This is a genomic window from Desmospora activa DSM 45169 (assembly GCF_003046315.1).
GTDB classification, from domain to species: domain Bacteria; phylum Bacillota; class Bacilli; order Thermoactinomycetales; family DSM-45169; genus Desmospora; species Desmospora activa.
Genome location: NZ_PZZP01000002.1, coordinates 472,515 through 487,866, shown reverse-complemented (window position 1 = coordinate 487,866; position 15,352 = coordinate 472,515). Strand labels below are relative to the sequence as shown.

At 50.5% G+C, this 15,352-nt stretch carries 14 protein-coding genes; 6 read left to right on the top strand and 8 right to left on the bottom strand.

Features of this window, described 5'->3' with window-relative positions; all coding sequences use genetic code 11:
* Positions 1 to 6: 6 nt before the first annotated feature.
* The 5 genes from yycI to C8J48_RS15585 are packed head-to-tail and all read right to left on the bottom strand — an operon-like array spanning position 7 to position 5,557.
* Entirely contained in the window at positions 7 to 759 is a 753-nt protein-coding gene (gene yycI, locus C8J48_RS15605; RefSeq protein ID WP_107728164.1) for a two-component system regulatory protein YycI, read from the bottom strand.
* Positions 760 to 777: 18 nt separating this feature from the next.
* A complete protein-coding gene (locus C8J48_RS15600) occupies positions 778 to 2,115 on the bottom strand; it encodes a YycH family regulatory protein (RefSeq protein ID WP_107728163.1) in 1,338 nt (445 codons plus the stop codon).
* On the bottom strand, positions 2,112 to 3,938 hold the full coding sequence (locus tag C8J48_RS15595) for an ATP-binding protein (RefSeq protein WP_107728162.1): 1,827 nt from the start codon (positions 3,936 to 3,938) through the stop codon (positions 2,112 to 2,114). The genes C8J48_RS15600 and C8J48_RS15595 overlap by 4 nt, the downstream gene beginning before the upstream one ends.
* 6 nt (positions 3,939 to 3,944) lie before the next feature.
* Positions 3,945 to 4,652: a response regulator YycF gene (gene yycF, locus C8J48_RS15590; protein WP_107728161.1), complete on the bottom strand. Its 708-nt coding sequence runs from the start codon at positions 4,650 to 4,652 to the stop codon at positions 3,945 to 3,947.
* Between the two features lie 35 nt (positions 4,653 to 4,687).
* Positions 4,688 to 5,557 carry a peptidase MA family metallohydrolase gene (locus tag C8J48_RS15585; protein WP_107728160.1) on the bottom strand — a complete coding sequence of 290 codons (870 nt, stop codon included), beginning with the start codon at positions 5,555 to 5,557 and terminating at the stop codon, positions 4,688 to 4,690.
* A gap of 478 nt (positions 5,558 to 6,035) precedes the next feature.
* Between C8J48_RS15585 and C8J48_RS15580 the strand changes: the two genes are divergently transcribed.
* The gene (locus C8J48_RS15580; protein ID WP_170105613.1) at positions 6,036 to 6,779 is read left to right on the top strand and encodes a YheC/YheD family protein; all 744 of its coding nucleotides are present in this window, start codon (positions 6,036 to 6,038) and stop codon (positions 6,777 to 6,779) included.
* A 183-nt stretch (positions 6,780 to 6,962) separates the two neighbouring features.
* Complete coding sequence (locus tag C8J48_RS15575; protein ID WP_107728158.1) at positions 6,963 to 7,574, top strand: lysozyme family protein; 612 nt, start codon at positions 6,963 to 6,965, stop codon at positions 7,572 to 7,574.
* Between the two features lie 72 nt (positions 7,575 to 7,646).
* On the opposite strand, the gene murQ is transcribed toward C8J48_RS15575, so the two are convergent.
* Complete coding sequence (murQ, locus tag C8J48_RS15570; RefSeq protein ID WP_107728157.1) at positions 7,647 to 8,549, bottom strand: N-acetylmuramic acid 6-phosphate etherase; 903 nt, start codon at positions 8,547 to 8,549, stop codon at positions 7,647 to 7,649.
* Between the two features lie 251 nt (positions 8,550 to 8,800).
* Positions 8,801 to 10,201, bottom strand: coding sequence for a PTS transporter subunit EIIC (locus C8J48_RS15565; RefSeq protein WP_107728156.1), 1,401 nt, complete (start codon positions 10,199 to 10,201; stop codon positions 8,801 to 8,803).
* 465 nt (positions 10,202 to 10,666) lie between these two features.
* On the opposite strand from C8J48_RS15565, the gene C8J48_RS15560 reads away from it, so the two are divergent.
* From C8J48_RS15560 to madM, 4 genes are all read left to right on the top strand, one after another.
* The gene (locus C8J48_RS15560; RefSeq protein ID WP_170105611.1) at positions 10,667 to 12,430 is read left to right on the top strand and encodes a sensor histidine kinase; all 1,764 of its coding nucleotides are present in this window, start codon (positions 10,667 to 10,669) and stop codon (positions 12,428 to 12,430) included.
* Between the two features lie 140 nt (positions 12,431 to 12,570).
* A complete protein-coding gene (locus C8J48_RS15555) occupies positions 12,571 to 13,068 on the top strand; it encodes a YwhD family protein (protein WP_107728154.1) in 498 nt (165 codons plus the stop codon).
* Positions 13,069 to 13,501: 433 nt separating this feature from the next.
* Positions 13,502 to 13,897: a malonate transporter subunit MadL gene (gene madL / locus C8J48_RS15550; RefSeq protein ID WP_107728153.1), complete on the top strand. Its 396-nt coding sequence runs from the start codon at positions 13,502 to 13,504 to the stop codon at positions 13,895 to 13,897.
* Complete coding sequence (gene madM / locus C8J48_RS15545; protein WP_107728152.1) at positions 13,894 to 14,658, top strand: malonate transporter subunit MadM; 765 nt, start codon at positions 13,894 to 13,896, stop codon at positions 14,656 to 14,658. The genes madL and madM overlap by 4 nt, the downstream gene beginning before the upstream one ends.
* A 14-nt stretch (positions 14,659 to 14,672) precedes the next feature.
* On the opposite strand, the gene C8J48_RS18560 is transcribed toward madM, so the two are convergent.
* Positions 14,673 to 15,329 carry a GntR family transcriptional regulator gene (locus tag C8J48_RS18560; protein WP_170105609.1) on the bottom strand — a complete coding sequence of 219 codons (657 nt, stop codon included), beginning with the start codon at positions 15,327 to 15,329 and terminating at the stop codon, positions 14,673 to 14,675.
* Between the last annotated feature and the right edge of the window lie 23 nt (positions 15,330 to 15,352).

Here is a 15,352-nt window from a genome sequence, read left to right as displayed (position 1 = left end):
ATATCCTCATTCCCTCTGCTTATCGTGCCCCTCCGTTGTTTCGGCAGTGGCCACTTCACTTACCCCAGTGATAGCATTGACATAATATACTTTCTTGTCGGTCTGGATCCGCCACACCGGTGACAAAACGCGGACGGTCGCTTCATAGGAAGAGCCGTGATAACCCAACTCCACAGCTGTGATCGTTTCCCCTTTACTCAGTTTGCCGCTTTCGATCAAGCTCAACAGAGCGGTATCGGCGGTAACGCCCGGCTGGGCGGCGTTATTCTGCTCGATTGCAAAATGGGTAAACCGGATTGCGGAGATGAGTCCCTCCTCCACTTGCACGGTTAAACTGGCATCAAATAGAGGACGATCTCTCCAATACTGATAATACACTCGTTGCACGGGATTGGAATCATCCGCATGATAGCGATAATCACGCCAATTCTCCACCTGCTTTTTCCAATCTTCTACCGGGATGGTAGGTGGATTCCAGGTTTTGCTGCTACTGCCGTCGGGCTCCGCTGTCCATTTGGTGGCAGTATCGGTTGGTGTCGCTTCCAAGTAGGCAACCTGGGGGGCATTGGTCGGTCGGTCAACCGGAAGAATGGTGATGCCTTTGTCCTGAGCCAGCTGATTCAGTTCTCTTTTGGTGCTTTCCGTGGAGTTTCGATCTTCTGATTGTTCCTTTTGCGCTTCCAACAGCTGTCCGGCCAGAAAAAGATTGAGCGCTAGAAACGCCAGGATTAAAATCGTTTTTGCTTTACTCCAATCCATACCGACACCCTCCCCCCATCATGGGATAAAGCTCATTTCCCCTTGATTGTCGATCACGACCCAGACCGGCTTTAATTCTACCGCTTCTTCTTGGACTTCGGCCCGGTATCCGGGATAAATCCAGTCAATGCGGGATAAGGGAAGCTTTTGCTTTTCCAGCTGCTTCAACAAATCTTGTTTACTTAACAATTCTCCTGGTTGGGTTTGTTCAGAGTTAGTCACCAGATAGCGGAGAGAACGCTCATAGGTTGCCACACCTTGATTGGTAGCGGCAAGGCGGATGGTGTCGAGATGCTCCTTGTCCTTCTTGCTCCAAAAGACGGGGTAACCTCCGCTAAACAAGCGGAAATCGTACAGGGTGGTCTCATTAGCGGAATCCTCATTCACCCGTTCCAGCAGATAGTTGCTGGTCCATCCCCCGTGACGGTTGATGAAGCGGTTGATACTGTTGAGCTCCTCCGATGCCGATGATGAATCTTGGACAGTGCTATTGGTGGGGTTGCTAAATACCATGGTTTCGTTTGTTCCATTGTATTGAAGTGTACGGCGGCGATCGCTGTAGATATAGACGGAATCCCGCACCAGTGTCCGTTTTGCCAACGACGGATCAGGAAAAAGCGCCTTACGCATATCATCGATGTCGATGGTGTTGAGGGTGAATGTTTTTTTATCCATCTGTTGATCGTGATCCGGCAAATAAAACACCCGTGGTACGCCGCGGAAATCGTCGTTCACTTGCTCTTTTTCATCTGTGTATACCGGGGAGACCAGCGGGCTGTTCTCAAAATCAGCCAATGAGATCCAATCGTTAAAATCCTCGATTTGAGCCGTTCCCTCCACTACTTTCTGATCCTGATCCGAGATCAGCCAGACCGATACAGCGGTGTTGTCGCCGTTGCCGTGAAACCAGATGCGGCTGAAGGTTTCTAGGTTACCGGCATTAGGACGAGTAGAAAAGAGAGTGGACAGCACCTCGATATTGGTCTCCCGGTTCATACGGAGTTCAATGCCGTCTTCCTGTTCCATCAGTTCGTTCCAACGGTTAGAAGCGGGCGTGATCGGTTTAAACTCCTCAAATTGAGTAAAGTGAAGTTTTTCCATCAGATCCTGGTGTTTGGCGTTTTCCGGAAAAACCTGTTGGTGCGTCCCCTCCCGGTGCAATACGATCTCAGGGGGAGCAGTCAACTCAAACAGGTTCTGTTTTTCAAATTCTTCGTTCCCAATTTTAAACGGCTGGATATAATCGGGTCGCAGCGGCTCTTCATACGAGGGGGAATTGTACCAGAGCAGACCGGTTTGAGCACAACTGGCGATGACCAAAAGAAAGAGCGCGATCGATTTTAAATGCTCCCTCATCGAATCACCTCCAGTTCACATGGGGGCAGTGAGAAGAGAACAGTGGTCCCTTCCCCAAGCTGACTCTCGATGTGAATATCGCCGCCGTGGGCTTTAATGATTTCCCGGGCGATCGAAAGTCCGAGGCCGGTTCCCCCCATACTGCGGGAGCGGGCCTTGTCCACGCGATAAAAGCGTTCAAAGATGCGTTCCAGGTCTTTGGTGGGGATTCCCATTCCCGTATCGGATACAGCCACCTGGATAAAGCCGTCATAGCGAAGCCGAGCGGACAAGGTGACATCTTTCCCTTCCGGTGTATATTTAACCGCATTGGAAAGGAGATTATCCAACACTTGGTCAATCTGATCGCGGTCGGCGTAGATGCGAGGCAGCTGTTGTTCCGGAAGTCGCAGCCGGAATTGGATATCCTTTTGTTCACACTGGACGGAGAACCGATCTGCCGCTCCTTTTAAGATTTCGTTGATCGACAGTGGCAGTTTGTGAAAGCGGGCCTGATTGGCATCCAGGCGCGACAGCTGCAACAAATCGTGAATCAACCGTGTCATCCGCTCCGCCTCCTGTCGCGTCACTCCGAGAAAGCGGCTGGCCAGTTCAGGGTCCTTCATCGCACCCCCTTCATCCAACGCTTCTAGATAGCTTTTAATGGTGGTAAGGGGTGTGCGCAATTCATGGGAGACGTTGGCGACAAACTCTTTGCGCTGCCGGTCCAGTTTTTCTTCCTCTGTCACATCCTGTAGCACAGCGATTAAACCGACAGTTTCCTGACTGGAGCGGCGAATGGGAGTAAATGTGATTTTGACGATGGTTCCCTCGTTTTGACCCTCATCCGAGTTCTGGTTTAATTCCAAAAACGTCTGCCTCTCCTCCAACAGCGGCAAACGGACCGGCTTGGATAGGGGGAGAACCCGCTGAATCACTTCCCCTTCTTCGATTTCCTTTTCCAGTATCTCTTCGGCCCGTCGGTTGGAAACGATCACCTGCCCTTGGCGATCCGTAGCTATTACACCGTCACTCATATTGGCCAATACCGACTCCAGCTTTCCTTTTTCTTCTTCGTTTTGTGAGAGGGCTTCCCGCAGGTGACGGGCCAAGTGGTTAAAGGCGTTGGCCAGCTGGCCGATCTCATCCTGGCTTTTTACATCTACCTGACGGTCGAAATCCCCTTCCGCCATCTCTGTTGCTTGTTGAGTGATCTCCTTGACCGGATTGGTGATGGTACGGGCGAGGACAATACCCAAAAAGACGGTTCCAACCAAGGCGATTCCGGTGATCTGGATCAAAATCTGGTTGATCTGCCGGATGGTATTGTAAATCTCCTGCATGGGCGCTTCGATATAGATGGCTCCGATAGTCCGACCATCACTCTCAATGGGATAACTGCCCAACATGACGCGTTGTCCAGTCGTATCCCGTCGGATTTCAGGTCCCTCCTCCGCCAGTCCCTGGATCACTTGATTCGCCTTTACGTTTTTTTGCCCCACGCGCGATTTGTCGTCATCGGTGGTGCTGATCACCACGCCGTCCGGGTCGACGATTTGAACCTCGTTGTCGCGGCGGTTAAAGGCGAGTTGCTGGTTTAATCGATCCACTTCTTCGTTACGGCTTTCCAAGTCCAAATCGGGATCTTCCAGCACATCCGAGACAAGGCCGGTCAGAACATTGGCCTGATAGTTTAGTTCGTTTTTGAGGTTGTTTTCATAGTACTGCTCCAGCGAGCGGAAAAAATAGACGCCGATCAACTGAATGGCGATCAGGAGCAGGCAGACATAGATGATGACAACTTTCCATTGGACACTGTTAAAGAGATGCAACCACTTTTTCATGGCCGTTCACCGTTCGGAGCCCGGATCCCGCATGGTGTACCCGATTCCGCGTCGGGTGATGATGTATTGGGGCTGGCTGGGGTCGTCCTCAATCTTCTCCCGCAACCGCCGGATGGTGACATCGACGGTACGCACATCGCCAAAATAGTCGTAGCCCCATACCGATTGCAGCAAATGCTCCCGGGTCAGCACCTGATTTGCGTGTTTAGCCATATAGGAGAGCAGCTCAAACTCGCGGTGGGTTAGATCAATGGGGGTTTTCTCCTTTTTGACGATATAGCTGCCCTGATCAATGGTGACGGCACCTACCCGCAGCGTGTTGGCAGGGGTGGAGGAACTGTCGTCGTGATCTTTGCTCCGTCTGAGGTTGGCTTTAATCCGGGCCAGCAGTTCACGGTTGCTAAAAGGCTTGGTAACATAATCATCCGCCCCGATTTCCAAGCCAAGCACTTTGTCCACTTCTGAGTCTTTGGCCGTTACCATGATAATGGGAACTTGGTAGGATTGGCGCACCTTGCGGCACACTTCGATCCCATCCATTCCCGGTAACATCAGGTCCAACAGGATCAGGTCCGGGACGGCCTCAAACACCCGTTTGACAGCAGTATCTCCATCATAGACGCATTCCACTTCATAACCTTCTTTAGACAGATTAAATTGTAAAATATCCGCGATGGGACGCTCGTCTTCCACAACGAGAATTTTTGCGCTCATATCATGCACTCCCCACAAGAATTTGATGGGTAGGTTTATTCCAGCCAACGGCGATGGGATTCCGCTGCAGTCTCCCCATATATTTGCTCCCAGGCGGTTTCAAAAGGGATCCCTCGGCCCAAAAGGCGATGCAGGTGATCCAGTTTGTCCTCACCCTGTTCCTCCACCATATGCCGGACCAGCAGGAAAGATTGGCGATAAGCCAATGCTTGGTTGTCCAATTGGTCAAATCGATTCCGTAAATCGTCGTAACTGTATAGCGCCCGATCGTTCAAGCGATTAGCGGGAACCACCCATTCGTAACCCAACTGGTCGTATTCCACCCATTGGGCAAACGCTTCCGTGTACCATAAAGGATAATTTCCTCCCGTGACCCGGTCCAGATAGAGATGGGCCACTTCGTGTACGAGCGGACCTTTTTCTCGAAACAGTTGCGCCCACTCCTGCGGATTTTCGTCTGCACGTGGGAATCCCCGATACCAAATCTCAGGGTTTAGAAGATAGATAGAACCAGAGAAGTAAACCCCTGTCGCACTCTGGGCATGACTCCAAGAAAAGTGATTTTGGAGGGATTCCCGGTCGGGAAAGAGAAAGACGGGAACCGGGCGGGTAGGAGTAAAATTGTACTCTTGCTCAAACGTGCGCAGCACCCGATCCGCTTCGGCTGCCACCAGTTGCCCTTGGGCTTTCATATCAGAGGAACGGTAATATACGTGCGCCCGCGATCCTTCGATAACATGGCCGTCTCGAAAGCGCCACGCTTCCCACCAGTGGTTGCTCTGGTGCAGGACCGGTTGGGCGATCATTTTTCCATAATGAGTATAGCCAACAGCAAACACCAACAACGATGAGAGAAAAAAGCACAGCCAAGCTCGCAAGTGGGTCTGAAATGTATTTGTGACCATTTTCCCACATTCCTTCAGTCAGCACAAATGTGCTTCGATGTTTCCATTTTAACACATTGCGTAAGAAGTCTCCCGCTTCTCGAAGCGGTGAGAGGAATGGCGCGTCAGACGAATGTTGTCATTGGTCGAGAAAGAGGAGAACAATTCCGTGTAGCGCCCTTGCACTAAAGCACAAGTCTCGCCATGGTCACTTCGTTCCCGGGTCTCACTTTGCACTAAAGCACAAGTCTCGCCATGGTCACTTCGTTCCCGGGTCTCACTTTGCACTAAAGCACAAGTCTCGCCATGGTCACATCGTTCCCGGGTCTCGCTTTGCACTAAAGCACAAGTCTCGCCATGGTCACTTCGTCAATCTGAAGAAATGTTTTTCCGCGCCAAATCAGCCAAAAATGGGCGTTCTCGGGATTCCCTGCACCCGGTGAAGCAGAATAGATTGTCGTGTACCCACTTTCCGGGAAGGAAGGAGAGCAGTCATCGGATGAGAAGTTATCGCCAGATCGCCAGTAAAGGATTAAAAACCAAAGTGATGTTGGAACAACCTCTCCTCCGTCCCTTTATCCCTCATACTCTTTGGTTTACAAAGGACGGATTAAAACAGATGCTGGAAGTATTCCCTACCGTCTTTGTCAAACCGGACAAAGGGGGAGGAGGCGCCGGAATCGTCCGAATTCAGCGGATAACGGCGGGATATCGGTTATGTTTTCGGCAAAAATGTCGCAATGTGAGTCGGGAGGGGGTGGATCGTGCCTTATCTTCCCTATTGCTCCCCCATAAACAATATCTGATACAGGAGGGGATCGACCTGGCTACCATCGATTCCCGCCCGTTCGATGTGCGGGTGTTGCTGCAGAAGCCGGGTTCCCGGTGGGTTATCAGCGGAATGATCGCCAAAGTGGCGGCGCGGCGACAATTTGTCACCAATCATTGTAAGGGAGGAAGCCCTGTCGCCTTGGGGCAGGCCTTGGAACGAATGGAAGGAGTCCCGGTTAAACCCCGGCAAATTATAGAGGAGCTGATTCGGGTCTCATTTTTGACGGCAAAGGTGCTGGATGCGCGCTTTCCCGGGATTCGGGAGTTGGGGCTGGATGTAGGAATCGACCGGCAGGGGCGGCTTCACATATTTGAGGTAAATACACGTCCCTTGTTTCAGATGTTCCGCAAAATTCAAGTACCAGGGGTATATAAGAAAATCCTGCACCGGCACCGGCAAGTGATAAATTAAACGGAATCGAGGAAACTTGTCCTATTTCGACAAAATATTCTGTTGACGGATCGATCAAGCCATTGATACTATATTTGGCAAAAGAAGGATTCGTAGCCGGAAGTAGAGAAAAAAATGCGGCGCTACCTTCTTTGCCTTTTTTGTTTGTCAGCGAAAACATATTTTGAAAGGTGGGTCAATCAGATGACGATCACCGTGGGTGTCTATCTGGGCAAGAAGGACCGATTTTTGCGTAATTGGTACGATATCCTTCCGCGTGGGCAATTTCCCTTGTTGGTGAAATATTGTATTCAATCTTATTTGAAAGGGGTTTACTTTCCCCTGGATACGATTTGTGACCGGGATGTGTTTCGTGACAAGCTGAGCACATTGCAGGAATTAGCACCAACTCAGCGCAACGTCACTTTTTCCTCAGAAGATGGCCCTGTATTCGAATGGGTTGACAGGGTGGATAACGGCTATCGCAGTGAAGAGATCAAGAGTATTTTGAAGGATACCATTATACATACGCTATTGGAGGAGCATGAACGGACTCCGCTCTATCATCAGCGTTATCGTCAAGCCCGTCCCCAGTCTTACGAATCCTGGCAGGGGGAAAAACGGGAACGTTGGTCTTCACAACCGGCGCTTGTAAAGGAAACACCGACTTATCCCACTTCACCGGCTCGTATCCAAGTGGAGGAGTTATATAACCTGGAGGAAGCGCCGACACGGGAGCAACCCGTTCGCAACAGCGAGTCCAGTGAGGAGAAGGGGACAGGCGGTTATTCCCGTTGGGCCAACCGTATGAGTTGACTTTTCATTCAGTCAGACTGGAAAAACGGCAGTGTTCCCATAAGGAGCTGCCGTTTTCCTTCACAACCGTTTTCAGTTAAGCGATAGCGCCTCTCGTACCCGTCCTTCAGCTTGATTTAAACGATGGCGGGCGGTTGTAACGTCACATGTGGCCAACAGCATCACAATGGCGGTTTTGGTCTCTCCCTCGCAGGCGTTTAAGGCTTGTTCCGCTTCTGCTGACGTGACACCAGTCGCCATCGCAACAATTCGCTGGGCGCGTCTGCGTAACTTTGCATTGGACGGGCTTAAATCGACCATCAGGTTTTGATAAGTTTTTCCTAAGCGGATCATCGTACCGGTGCTTAACATGTTGAGAATCAACTTTTGTGCCGTTCCCGCTTTCAGGCGGGTAGAGCCCATTAAAATCTCCGGTCCAGTCTCCACTTCCAAGGCATAATCGGCCAACTGGCCGAGGGGTGAGCCCGGGTTACAGGTGATGGCTGCCGTTGTTGTACCCAGCATGACGCCGTATTCCAAGGCTCCCCGCACATAGGGGGTTTTTCCGCTGGCGGCGATTCCCACCAGAAAGTCATCTTTTTGAAAAGAGCGTTCAATTAAGTCCCGCTTTCCCGCTTCTGGGGAGTCTTCCGCTCCCTCTACCGGAAAGCGGAGTGCATGGTCCCCACCAGCGATCAGACCTTGGACTAGTGCTGGATCCGTGCCAAAGGTGGGGGGACACTCCGAAGCGTCCAATACACCGAGACGTCCACTGGTACCCGCCCCCACATAAAAAAGACGTCCACCACCACGGATTTTCTCGGTAATGTTGTCAATGGCAGCGGCGATGGTAGGAAGAATAGCCGCTACCGCTACAGCGATACGGTGATCTTCTTGGCTCATCACTTGTACAATTTCCATGGCGGTCATCTGGTCCAATTTCCGGGTATGGGGATGGACTTGCTCTGTGATCCAATCGTTTTTATCCGCCTTCATCATCTCGCTCCTTCTTGAAAACTCTCACCACCTACGCTTCGCTTAGAGGCGGGAGTCCTCTCGGTGCATTATGATAGAAATGCCATAACCTAGGGCAGCACAGTAGTTTTCAAGGTGGGTGGGAATGGCCCCTCCCGAGACCAATCCGACTGGATCACTCCCTTCGGCACCATCCCATCACCCTAACCGACATTTCATGTTTGAGTTGAAAATCCCTACAGAAGTCTATAATTCGGCGTTGACGCTTTTTCTCAACCGGCAGTCGTGGTTGTCGTAGGAGTGGTAGGTGTGTTTTTGCCGTAGAGCTGATCCATCTCCCGGCTAAATCCAAAGAAATAAGTGATGATAAAACCGGCGACATACGAGATCAGCACACCCAACAAATACATCAGGATCTGCCCAGGTGCGATCAGCAGGGTCAGCGGTAAACCGGATACTCCGATGGCGACGGAGGCGATCCCAAATACAGCTTGGAATGCACCACCGACGGCAGCTCCCAGACAAGCGGTGATAAAGGGGCGGCCCAAGGGAAGGGTTACACCGAAGATCAAAGGTTCACCGATTCCTAAAATACCTACGGGCAGTCCACCTTTGATTACATTACGCAGGGTTTGATTGCGGGTTTTGAAGTAGATGGCGAAAGCGGCCCCTACTTGCCCGGCTCCCGCCATGGCCAATATGGGAAGCAACGGGTCTAAGCCGGTCTGGTCCAATAGCTGCATATGGATGGGTGTCAATCCCTGGTGTAATCCTGTCATCACCAGCGGCAGGAAGGTACCAGCGAGCACGCCGCCGGAGACGACCGCCATTGCTGCGCCACCTGTATCCAACAGGCCGGTGAGAACAGTGGTAATTGCGTCGGAGATCATGCCCCCGACCGGTTGTAAGACGACATAGGTGGCAAATCCAGTGATGAGAACAGCGAGGGTTGGCGTAAAGATAATATCGACCACAGAGGGGATGATGCGTCGAAGACCGCGTTCGACTACACTGATAAAATAAGCGGCCAACAACGCACCGATTAATCCGCCCCGTCCCGGAAGCAAAGCTTCACCAAACAGGGTGATCTCAGCGATATCTGGCAGAATGATCATTCCACCTGCCACACCCCCTAGAGCAGGGGTTCCACCAAATTCTCGGGCGGTGTTGATCCCTACAAATACCGCTAGATACGCAAAGATCACTTTACTGATGGCAGTGAGCAACTGAATCCAGGGGTTACTTTCATTGATATCAAAAGAATGAATACAGACATTGGTTAGCCCCATAATCATCCCGCCAGCTACAATCGCGGGAATTAAAGGGATAAAAATATTGGCCAATTTGCGTAAAAACAGCTTAAAAGGAGTGCGATTCCGATCGGATATCTCCGCTTTTCGATCCTGTACTTCATCCGCTTTTAGCCCGGTCTCTTCGGACATAAAATTTGCAACTTTAGTGACGGTGCCTGGACCTAGGATGATTTGAATTTGTCCGGAAGTCTCGACGACACCCATCACGCCTGTATGCGATTTCAATTCTTCCAAGCGAACAGCATCCCGATCGACAGGCGTCACCCGCAGACGTGTCATACAGTGACTGATGTTAGCGATGTTGTTGCTCCCGCCCAAATATTCCAACAGAGAGCGGGCTAGGTTTTGTTCTTTGCTCAACCGTGATCCCTCCTTGAGAGCGTGATCGGACCCTCCTCAGGATGTTCTTTGCACAGTTGTCATAACCGGGGTTGTCCGTTCCAAGGCAATTCTACAACAATATTCCTACTCTTTCTACATTAGACTTTAGTTGTGGTGCATACTAATCCTATGCCTACCGATTAATAAAGATGACTAAAGCCGGTGTCAATTATCTAAAAATATACGATTACGCAGGGCTTTTGAGATTGATCAATCATCAGGCATAGATAAAGCGTTAATGTTCCTCACTTCGATCGATCCTGACCTTTTTCGTATCTTTTTTTGATAGATTTTGTCGAATAGCCGATTACAGGAAGGGAATTTAACGATGTAAATGGAATCCTATCGATATTTTAGGGAACCGCCTTTATTTCTCATGGGAACCAATTTGCCGATTTCCGCGTCTGTCTATGGTGTGCGGAGGGTGAAATGGAGGTTAAACTCTTGGCCGAATGGATGATCGCCCTGGGAGTGTTTTGGGAGACTGTATTTCAGCATCCAGGGGCAAAGTGGGCCGGAATCGTTTTTAGTTCGATGATGATCGTCATGTTGGTAACATTTAGACATCACTGGGGAGATTTCGTTCCACACCACCTGTACTCGATGATCGTGCTGCTTTTTGTGGCGGGTTTTGACTACCTGTCAGGCGTTTGGTGGTCTCTGTGGATTTATCTCATTACGCTAGGTGTGTTGCATGACCGCGATTCCACCAAAAAAACGGTATTATCCACTTTACTCTTTTTTGGTGTGTATACCCTGCTTCAATACGGGTTCTCAATCAGCGATTCATTTAGCGATGTGCTAAATGCGTTTCTGTTATTTTTAGCGATGACATTGATGACGATCTATCTTCGTCGCGCACGTGCAAGGACCGAAAAGATCAAAGAACAGAACCGGCGTCTGCTGGAGAAGGTGGATGAAGCCCATTCCCGCTTACATGAGTACATCGAGGAGCTGGAAGAGACTTCGCGGCGGGATTATCTGACCGGTCTATACAACTTTAGCGGCTTTCAGGAGCAAGTGTCTAAAAGTTTGGCTCGTTGCAGTGTTGCTGGACAGTATTATTATGTGATCTGTCTCGATTTGGTCGATTTCCAACAGGTTAATATGAAAGAAGGGATAAATGCCGGTGATCAGATGCTGGTACAAATCGCTCGCCTGCTGAAGAAAAAACTCCCTCCCTATGCTCAGGTTGCCCGCTATGACGGGGATCAGTTTGCCATCGGGCTGACGGGTGACGATTCGGCGATGCGGCTCTGTCTAGATACAATTGAGACGGTGATCGGGGGGTTGCGAACCGAGCGATCGCTGATGAATTATTGCATCGGGACTGCTTCCTATCCGATGGAGGCGCAAAATGAATCGGAGCTGATCCGGTTGGCGGAGCACCGTCTTTCCATTGAGCAGCGGCGGATTCGTCATCAGGAAGAAGAACGGCGTCGTCATCTGGAAAAATTGTCGGCAGTCGGCCAATTGGCTGCCGGTTTGGCACACGAAATTCGCAATCCGCTCACCTCCATTCGCGGGTTTATCCAGATTTCTGCGATGGAATCTCCAGAGGTGAAAAAGTGGGAATCGATCATGTTGCCCGAGATTGATCGGATCAATGATCTGTTGAAACAGTTCCTTCATCTGAGCGAATCTCGCCCCGCACGATATACGCTGTTTAATGTGGATCGATTGATCGACGATGTCTTTCAGCTGCTACAACCCAAAGCGATCTTAATGGGACATGAGCTAAAGTCGTATGCACCTACCTCGCCGGTTATTATTGAAGCGGATGCGGAACAGCTAAAACAGGTATTGATCAACTTGGTGCAAAACGGCTTGGAATCGCTCCAGGATAAAGGGATGGTATCTGTTCGCTGGAAAGAAGTGCGCGATCGGATCAGCATCCGGATTCAAGATAACGGTTCGGGAATCCCACCTGAATATATGTCCCGCATCTTTGATCCCTTTTTTACTACCAAAGGGGATGGAACGGGGATGGGCTTATCCATCTGCCATCGCATAATTTCAGAGCATGGCGGACAAGTGCATGTAACCAGCCAACCGGGGCGGGGGACCACCTTTAATATTCATCTCCCCATCCGACAAGCGGGTAAAAAAGAGAGAGAACAGAACCAACCGGAGCAGGAGACTCCCGCTCTATCCAAGCTAAACCGCAGCGAAGTGGTGGAACGGGTCAATATGTTAAAAAATTTTTGAGGGAAAGTAAGAAAGTCGTATCCTAGCAAAGCGATCATTTAAAATTGGAAGGGAGAGAGTTATCAATAGACTCGCTTTTGCACCCTTGTATCCAGATAAGATAAGATGGAAGAAAGGATTGATCACAGGGGGGCGATAGCATGCCGAAAAAGAAAAGTTCCGGATTTAACATTATCAGTGGTGATTCCACTACCCACGGTGGTTATTATACTGGCACACTCAATCTGAGCAACTTGTCATCCGTTCTGATTGACGGTGAGGAAGCGCGGATCGATTTGGGATTGATCCATGCCAAGAGCAGGGTGGAACGGGGGATTAAGTTTTCCGGCGACCCCGCCGATACTCCCGCCGGAAAGGAGTATTGGGTGGTATGGGTGGCGATTGACCGTAATGAACAGGGGTCGTATTATGCCGGGGCGGCGGCTTGTCCGATGCGGATCGACCGGGAAGCCCGCCGCGGATGGAAAAATCTCGCCGATCACGTCAACCGCATGGATGATGCACTCAAGCGTCGCATTCGCCTGGATCAGTTGGGGACAACGGAAAGACAGGCATTAAAAAATTTGTTGCAGGAAAATGATGAGGCGATGTGGTTAAACTCTCCCACCGAGCTAAAAAATGTTCTCGGGGAAAAATGAACGCTTTGTGAACCATCGGTGGTGCGGCTTGCTCACTGTTACCGCCTTGCGTTACACTTAAGTCCAGTACGGAACCGACTTGCTAGGACACCAAAAAAGCGGGTATTATACCCGCTTTTTTGGTGTCTTAAAATAGGCAAACCCCGCAATCCATCTATAATGGGACGCAAGGTTGTAAGGTTATCCGTTCTCCCCCAACTAGCATCCATGAGAAAGGGAATGTGGGCCACCAAACGGTTGGCCTTATTTGTTTCCTCTTTTTGTGCGATTAAGGATCGATTCGTTGCTATTGACCAAGGAAGAAGAGTATGGTAGCTTAAATGAAAGCGCTTTATAGAATGAATTAATCTTTTTTTCAGATAAAAATTGTCGACAATCGACCGAACTCCCGATCGATGATCGATCTAAGCACTGATACAGAGGAGGAAAGAAAATGGTAATCTACGGGGTTGCTTTGTTGGGTGGGTGTATGTTGGCGGGCGTGGTTATCGGCGGATGGTTGGGGGATCTCATCGGCATCGACGCCAATGTGGGCGGGATTGGAATTGCGATGCTTTTGTTGATTTTGACGGTGGATTACCTGGAGAAGAGGGGTAAATTGAACCAGAAATCCAAGGCGGGACTCTCTTTTTGGAGTGCGATGTATATCCCGATTGTGGTCGCCATGGCCGCTCAGCAAAACGTGGTAACGGCATTAAAGGGCGGTCCTTTAGCGATCATGGCTGGGCTTTGCGCTACTTTGGCTGGTTTCTTCCTGGTTCCCGTCCTCAGCGGGAGTGGGGTAAAGAAAAAAGCGGGACATAAAAACGAAGGGGGGCGGCCGGCGTGAAGGAGACGCTGATCGCCGTTTTTGAGGAAAACGGGTTGGTGGCGGCTTTTGCCATTGTGGGGATTGCAACGTATCTCTCCTATGTGTTGTCCGACAAATTGACCAAGGGAAGGTTACACGGTTCGGCGATTGCGATTATCCTTGGATTGTTTCTGGCTTATCTGGGTGGCGTTCAAACGGGTGGAGAGAAGGGACTGGCCGATATCCAGATGTTTTCGGGTATCGGTTTGATGGGAGGGGCGATGCTGCGGGATTTTGCGATTGTAGCGACAGCCTTTGGCGCTAACCTGGAGGAGTTAAAAAAGTCAGGTTGGAATGGGGTGATCTCGCTATTTTTCGGAGTAGGCATCTCTTTTGTCGTTGGTGGAGCAGTCGCGATGGCGTTTGGATATACGGATGCGGTTAGTGTAACCACCATTGGGGCGGGGGCGGTGACATACATCGTCGGTCCGGTTACGGGAACCGCGATCGGTGCGGCGTCTGATGTGATCACCCTTAGCATCGCAGCGGGATTGGTGAAATCGATCTTAGTAATGATCGGAACTCCGTTTATCGCCAAATTTATTGGATTGGATAATCCCCGTTCAGCCATGGTCTACGGGGGGCTCATGGGGACCACCAGCGGGGTGGCCGGTGGGTTGGCAGCCACTGATCCTAAACTGGTCCCCTACGGCGCGATGACCGCCACCTTTTACACCGCATTGGGGTGCTTGTTGGTCCCCTCCGTTTTCTTTCTCCTCCTGCGGGCGCTACTGGGATAAGGGGGAGGGCTTCCTTAGGAAGATTGGTAATGCTTTTTTAACCGGGTAATGGTAGCTAGATTATGTACACTTAGGATTTCGGCAGCTTTTTCTATATCCTCTTCTAATAAGGTTTTTACGATCTGCTGATGATCCTTGATCGATTGATCTAGGGTTTCCCCTTCCCAGGACTTGTTGATCAATACACGCAAGGGAGCGCTTAAGCGGGAGTAGTGGGTCTCAATCAACTTGCTGCCGGAAAAACGAATGATACAACGGTGAAACTGTTGGTTTAAGTGGGAGTAGGCTTCCTTGTCATCTTCCGTGAACCGCTCTTCCATTGATCGGAGAATTTCTTGCATGTTCTTTAAATGGGGGGCTGCGGTTTTCGGGGTATAGCGTTTGAGGGCGAGAAGTTCCATCACATTGCGCAATTCTACGATGTCGATCATTTCCGACCAGCTGTATGCCTTGACACGACAGCCACGGCGAGGGAGTCGTTCGATCAGGCCAGCTACTTCCAACAGATAAAACGCTTCTCGTACCGGGGCACGGCTGGTGCCGAACCGATCTGACACCTCCCCTTCCCGTAATTGCTCACCCGGTTGCAACTGTTGGTTCATGATTCGTTCCGTGATGTCATTGGCGATGAGATGGGGAAGGGAATTGTCCACTTGGATTTTTGCGGTCATATGGCGATCGCTCCCGTTGCGAA